Origin of the sequence: Acidiphilium sp., from assembly GCF_049977125.1 — a bacterium.
GTDB lineage: Bacteria > Pseudomonadota > Alphaproteobacteria > Acetobacterales > Acetobacteraceae > Acidiphilium.
The window spans coordinates 1-7,028 of the sequence record NZ_JBMFGY010000139.1 but is presented as its reverse complement, the minus strand read 5'-3'; the positions used below and the strand labels follow the sequence as shown (position 1 = coordinate 7,028).

Genomic DNA, 7,028 nt, shown 5'->3' with positions numbered 1-7,028 from the left:
TTCATGCGATTATGTTGCCGCTGCCGCGTCAACTTAATCGCATATCGCTCTAAGCAAAAGGACTACACGCGATGGATGTTCGTGCTGCAATTGCCTGGAAAGCAGGCAAAACCCTCGAGCTTGGCACCGTTAAGCTCGAAGGTCCGAAAGCGGGCGAGGTGCTGGTCGAAATCAAGGCGACCGGCATCTGCCATACCGATGAATATACCCTGTCGGGCGCAGATCCTGAGGGCTTGTTCCCCGCAATTCTCGGGCATGAGGGGGCAGGGATCGTGGTCGAAATCGGTGCCGGCGTCACCTCGCTCAAGCCCGGCGATCATGTCATTCCGCTCTACACGCCGGAATGTCGGCAATGTAAGTCCTGCCTGTCGCGCAAGACCAATCTCTGCACCGCGATCCGCGCGACCCAGGGCAGGGGCGTCATGCCGGATGGCACAAGCCGGTTCTCCTGCGATGGTGAGCCGGTGATGCACTACATGGGCTGCTCAACCTTCGCGAATTTCACCGTATTACCGGAGATCGCGCTCGCGAAAGTGCGTGATGACGCGCCATTTGACAAGATCTGCTATATTGGATGCGGTGTCACCACGGGTATCGGCGCCGTGATCAATACCGCCAAAGTGCAACCGGGCGACAATGTTGTGGTTTTCGGGCTTGGCGGCATTGGATTGAATGTGATCCAGGGGGCGCGGATTGCGGGTGCCGATAAAATCATCGGTGTCGACCTGAACAATGGCCGCAAGCCGATGGCGGAAAAATTCGGGATGACGCATTTCGTCAATCCGGCCGAGATCGGCGAAGATCTGGTTCCCTATCTTGTCAACCTGACCGATGGCGGGGCCGACTACACTTTCGAATGTATCGGCAATGTCAAAGTCATGAGACAAGCACTGGAATGTTGCCATCGCGGCTGGGGGACGGCAATCATCATCGGCGTGGCCGGCGCCGGTCAGGAGATCGCCACAAGGCCGTTTCAACTCGTGACCGGACGTAACTGGCGCGGCACCGCGTTTGGCGGCGCACGCGGGCGGACCGATGTCCCGAAGATCGTCGATTGGTATATGGACGGCAAGATCAATATCGATGATCTGATCACCCATGTTCTGCCGTTCGAGAAAATCAACGAGGGGTTTGAATTGATGCGCAAGGGCGAAAGCATCCGCAGCGTCGTTGTCTACTGATGCGGATCAGACTGACCCCTGGCGCCGCCTCGCTCCTCGCGATGACGGCTTTGGCCGGTGTCGCACGAGCGCAGACAGCACCATTGGTTATTCCGTCCGCCGGTGCGCTCGCGATCAAGCGAATCGTTGTCAGCGCAACTCGCACCCGGCAATCGGGGTTCGACGTGCCGGTGTCGATTGCAACGATCACCGGGCGCGAGGTAAGCGAGGCAAACGCGGAGGAAAACCTCTCCGAAAGCCTTGATCGCGCACCGGGGATCGATGTGCAGAACCAGCAGAATTACGCAACCGGCGTGCGGATCACCTCACGCGGCTTCGGCGCGCAGACGGCGTTCGGCACCCGCAATGTCAAAATCCTGATCGACGGCGTGCCGGCGACCCAGCCGGATGGAACCGGCGATTCTGAAGTGATCGACCTCGGCGATGTCTCGCGGATCGAAGTGCTGAGCGGGCCGTTCTCGGTATTATACGGCAATGCCGCCGGCGGTGTGATCCAGGTGTTCAGCAAGGACGGGCCGGCGCAACCGACGGTGAGCGGCGGCATCTTGGCCGGCAGCTACGGGAGTTGGCGAACCACCGCCTCCTATGGCGGAACAAGTAAATTCGGCAGCGACGGCTCGTTCAACTACATGATGAACGCCAGTGATTTCTATGCGGGAGGCTATCGCGATCATAGCGCCGCCCGCCGTCAACAATTCTACGGAAAATATCGGGTTCAGGTTAATGCCGATACCAGTTACACCCTGTTGATCGACGCTTTGAACGAACCCGATTCACTCGATCCGGGTGGTCTGACCGCAGCGCAATACCACGATAACCCACGTCTCGCGGGGAACGGGGCGGATCAATTCGATGCGCGCAAAACATTGCGGCATGTTCAGTTCGGTCTGATCTACCGGCATAATTTCAATCAGAATAACAGTATTCGCCTGCTGGTCTATGATGTTGATCACTCGGTATTGCAGTATCTGCCGTTCAGCGGCAATTTTGGTGCCTCGGGCGGCGGCGTTGTCGATCTGGAACGTAAATCAGGCGGCATCGGTGGACGATTCACCCACCGGGATGAGATCGCGGGTATTCCAATCACCGCGATAGCCGGGGTGGATTTCGGCTATGAGGACCAGCATCGGAAAGGTTATGTCAATAATAACGGTTCGATCGGCGGATTGCGCCGCAACGAGCAGGACATCGCCCGCAACATCGCCGAATACGCCCAGATCGATGCCAATCTGACATCACGGATCATTTTCGATGCCGGCGTTCGTCACAGTCAAGAGTATTTCAGCGTACAGGATCTGTATGTCACACCGAAACTGACCAACGATACCGGGTCGGTCAGTTACGGTCATACCAGTCTCGTCGCGGGAGTCACCTATCATCTGACGCCCAAGACCAATCTGTTCGCCGATTACGGCGAGGGTTTCGAAACGCCGACGCTCGACCAACTGGCCTATCTGCCGAACGGCCAGGCGGGTTTCAATTCGGCTTTGGTGCCAACCACCAGCGAAAATTATGAGGCCGGAATAAAATCGCTCCTGGGCGACCGCGCTTATGTAAAGATCGCGGCGTTTCACATCCACACAAGTAACCAGATCGTCGTGTCATCCTCGAATAATGGCCGCACGGCCTATGCCAACGAGGGCCAGACCGCGCGCAACGGGGTGGATGCCAGCGTCGACTGGTTTCTGCCCCATCATTTCGAGATCTATGGCTCATATACGCTGCTGAAGGCTTTTTTCGAGCATAGCGCGATTGCCGGCAAGGCATTACCCGGCGTGCCGCAGCAGCGTATCTATACTGAAATCGATTGGCACGATCCGGCCACGGGTTTTTATGCTTTACTCAATGGCCAGTGGCAGAGCCGGATGTATGTCGATAACCAGAATTCAGCGTATGCCGCTGGCTATTTCACCACGGGCATCGCGGGCGGATTTCGTCAGACCATCGGTAAATTCGGCTTCGATGAATTTCTGCGCGTGAACAATATCCTCAACCGAACCTATATCGGAGCGGTGGTGATCGCTGCGAACGCCGGTGAATATTATGAACCCGCGCCGGGCCGCAACTTCATTATTGGCGCCACCGCGAAATATCGATTCTGACCTCGAGAACGCTACGGTCTGGTACCAACCGTGGCGCGATCGTCGTGATCCCGCGATTCAGCGGCCGCCAGGAGAGAGCCGCAGACATGCGGGTCCTTGGTGCCGAACTGGATCGTCGGGATCAGCGCGAGCGGCGCGGCGATGATGCCGAGCGCGACCGCGGCAGCACCTCGGGCGATGAGGGGACCCTTGGCCGGCCCCATCCTGGGCTGGCTCATTGTGCCACCAATCTCGATCGGAGAGGGCAGGGAGCCAATGCTGAAATGTTTCGGTATCGACCTGATGTGGTAGTCGATCGCTTCGGTTTTCATATTGATTGTGCCGCCACCGCGCACGATGGCGCTGCCGGTGTCGAGCAGCAGCGTGCGGGTGACGAAAATGCCGTCGTTCAGGCTGAAATTTCCAACGAAACAGCGCACGTCGGTCTGATGCGGCATCCCGAGTGCGGCAATAAGCGCATTGCCAAATTGCAGACCGGAGAGCGAGACCAGAATGTCGCTCAGATTGCCACCCGTCATATAGAGCGAAAGCCCGCCATTGCCATTGCCCGCCCAACTGGCAATCGAGTTGCCGGTGGCGCTCAGCACGGCTTTGCCCTGGATCAGCCCGTCGCCCTTGAACACATGGGTTGCGGCCATCAGTTTCGACACATTGACATTGTCGAAATCGATGCTGGCGACCGCGTGGATGAGATTATCCGGTTGTGGGGTCAATGCGATCGCACCTGAAATAGTGCCGGTGCCAATGCCGAAACTGACCGGATGCAAGGTGATGACACCGTTGATAATGGTGAGTGTCGCGCTAAACTTGTCAAGCGGCATCGAGCGTCCCTCGATGCTTGCGGCGCTGTAGTGTAGATAGATATTCGCGGCATTAAGTTTGGGTATGCTGAAGGCGTGGTCGGGCAGGAAATTGGCGCTCCTGGTCGTCGCGCGTTTGATCGCACCGGGTGTCGCCTTGGCGCCGGGTGTGGCGCCGATGAAGCCGCCAAGGTCGGCGAGATCAACGCGTTTCGACGTCAGGTCGAGATGGATGGCCGGTTTGGCTTTGCCGTGATCGACCGCTGCGTCGGGTTGCACGGTAATCGTGCCGGCAATATCGCTTGTGCCGACCAGACCGTGGAAATCGGTGAGTGTGATTGTGCCGTTGTGATCGGCAAGGCGGCTGGCAAGGCTGTAATGCGGTGTCGCGGGAATCGGAAGGCCGGTGATGGCATAGAGATCGGCCATGTTGGCGCCAGAGAGGGCAAGGTGCAGGTCGGCACCCGCAAAATCCAGAGGGTTGGCCAGCGTACCAACCAGGACGATATCGGTTTGACCGTTGGTGACGCTGATGTCGATCGGATAGGGTTTGGCACCGCCACGCAGGGTGAACAGAGCGCCGGCGGTCATGCGCGCGGTGATCGGTTGGCGGTTGTAGGTCCCGGTCGCGGTGGCGCTGAGCTGTTCGGTCTGGCCCCCCTGAGCAACGATTCCAGTCGCGGGTGTGGTCGCAATGGCAAGTGTCACATTTGATTCGCGCGCCGGATCAACAACATGAAGGCGGCCCTGCTCAATCGTGAGGATGCCCAATTCAAGAGATTTCCCGGTTTTTTTTGTTGTGGATTGATGGAACGAGTAATTGTTCGTCTTTTGCATGGTTTCGACGGCATCGATCACCGGCCTGTCCAGATCGATCGAGGGTAAAACGAGTCGGTCATGGAATAAATAATCGATCAGGTTGAACCCAATTGTCAGCCGTTTGATCGACGCAAAGGGCTTATCGGCCGGAAAAGACGGCGGATTGGCGATCACGATCCGATCGGCCGTTATGGTGGTTACCCGGCCGAGCGCGATGTGCAGATTGCCGATACTAACCTGCCGGCCCAGGGCGATCGAGGCACGCGACTCAACCAGCGGTATGAACCAGCTCCACCGCCACGCCATCATCGGGACGGCAACGGCAACCACGGCAACTAACGCACCGATCGAAGCCCGGCGCCATCGCCGCCTCACGCGGTCGGTCCGCCGGCGGATTCAGGGCATTGTCGTAATGTTCGTAACCTCATGAATGGTAAATGGCGACGCATCGAGGCAACGACAATGGCGGGGTCGGCAACCCCGCAGCGTTTCCGCGATGAAATGGCCGCGGAGACGATTCCAGATCAGAACAAGTGAAGCCTGGTTCGCTCGCGGCCGGGATTTCAGAAAATCTTGCCCGGATTCAGGGTATCCGCCGGATCGATGGCGGTTTTGATCCGCACCATCAACGCCCGTTCGGTCGGTTCACGCCACGCGGCGAAAGCCGGGCGCTTCGTCAGGCCCACGCCGTGTTCGGCCGAGAAACTGCCGCCCAGATCGGCAACGATGGCGTTGATATCAGCCATCAGCGCCTCGCCCGCGGCGGTGGTGATGACGTTGAGATGGACGTTGCCATCCCCGACATGGCCGAACGCCGCCATGCGGGCGCCCGGATAATGCCGCGCCAGCATCGCCTCCGCACGTTGCAGCACCAATGGGATTGCGGCGATCGGAACCGAGATGTCGTTCTTGACCGAGGCGCCTTCGCGCTTCTGCGATTCCGCCAGATGTTCGCGAATTGCCCAGAACGCGAGGCGCTGGGCCTCCGATGTCGCAATCACCGCATCCTCGATCATGCCGGATTCCAAAGCATCAGCCAGAACGGTTTCCATCGTCTCACGCAGATGATCGTTGCGGCGTGTGGTTGCGAGTTCAAGCAATGCGTAATGCGGTGCCTGATTGGCCAGCGGCAGCCGCCCGTTTGACATGTGGCGCAGGTTTATCGCCATCGCCTCGCCAGAAATATACTCAAACGCGTATAACGCCGCTTCATCCTCCTCGCGAAACCTGGCGAACAGGTCGAGCACCGCGTGAATGCTTGCAACACCGCACAGGCAGGCGACGCGCTGCCGCGGCGCGGGATGGAGTTTCAGTGCCGCCGCCGTGATAACGCCGAGCGTGCCTTCTGATCCCGCGAATAATTGGCGCAACGCATAGCCGGTGTTGTCTTTGCGCAACCGTCGCAGCCCATGCCAAATGGTCCCATCGGGCAGGATAACTTCCAGCCCCAAGACCAGATCCCGCGCGTTGCCGAAGCGCAGCGTATTATTGCCGCCGGCATTGGTGGCGATCACGCCGCCGATCTGGGCCGAACCTTCCGAGCTGATCGACAAGGCCAGCAACGCGCCCTCCGCCTCGGCGGCCATCTGGGCATTGCGCAGGGTTACACCCGCCTCAACCACCATGGTCAGGCCGGTCCGATCGATGCTGCGCACCCGGTTCAGCCGTGCCATGCTGAGAACCATCTGCGTGTTCGCTTCACTCGGAATGGCGCCGGCGACCAGAGAGGTATTGCCGCCTTGCGGCACGATCGAAACGCCGGCTCTGGCGCACAGCATGATCGCCGCCGCGGCTGCATCGGTATCGGCGGGGCGAAGCACGGCGCGCGGCCGATGGTTGATCAATCCACGCCAATCGGTGCCGAACGGGGCGATATCATTCGGCTCAGTCAGCACCCCACCCGGACCCAGCACCGCGCTCAGTCGTTCGATCAAATCATCCATTGCGCCATCATACCGCCGGGCCGGAGTGACCGGAAGAGCGGCCATTTCCATTTCGTGCAACCCATTGACGATTTGACACCGGGAGAGGACCTCACACGCGCTTCGACATGACCATGCCGTTTACGGGGGTGGTGGAAGGGGTTGGATTCGAACCAACGTAGGCGTACGCCAGCGGATTTACAG

At 59.1% G+C, this 7,028-nt stretch carries 4 protein-coding genes; 2 read left to right on the top strand and 2 right to left on the bottom strand.

Annotated elements, in window-relative coordinates:
• Positions 1-71: 71 nt before the first annotated feature.
• Positions 72-1,181: an S-(hydroxymethyl)glutathione dehydrogenase/class III alcohol dehydrogenase gene (locus tag ACP5E6_RS14975; RefSeq protein ID WP_427955287.1), complete on the top strand. Its 1,110-nt coding sequence runs from the start codon at positions 72-74 to the stop codon at positions 1,179-1,181.
• On the top strand, positions 1,181-3,283 hold the full coding sequence (locus tag ACP5E6_RS14970; RefSeq protein WP_427955285.1) for a TonB-dependent receptor family protein: 2,103 nt from the start codon (positions 1,181-1,183) through the stop codon (positions 3,281-3,283). The genes ACP5E6_RS14975 and ACP5E6_RS14970 overlap by 1 nt, the downstream gene beginning before the upstream one ends.
• A gap of 11 nt (positions 3,284-3,294) precedes the next feature.
• Here the strand turns inward: ACP5E6_RS14970 and ACP5E6_RS14965 are convergent, their stop codons facing one another.
• Complete coding sequence (locus ACP5E6_RS14965) at positions 3,295-5,277, bottom strand: AsmA family protein (RefSeq protein WP_427955283.1); 1,983 nt, start codon at positions 5,275-5,277, stop codon at positions 3,295-3,297.
• 188 nt (positions 5,278-5,465) lie between these two features.
• Positions 5,466-6,845 carry an FAD-binding oxidoreductase gene (locus tag ACP5E6_RS14960; RefSeq protein WP_427955281.1) on the bottom strand — a complete coding sequence of 460 codons (1,380 nt, stop codon included), beginning with the start codon at positions 6,843-6,845 and terminating at the stop codon, positions 5,466-5,468.
• Positions 6,846-7,028 lie beyond the last annotated feature (183 nt).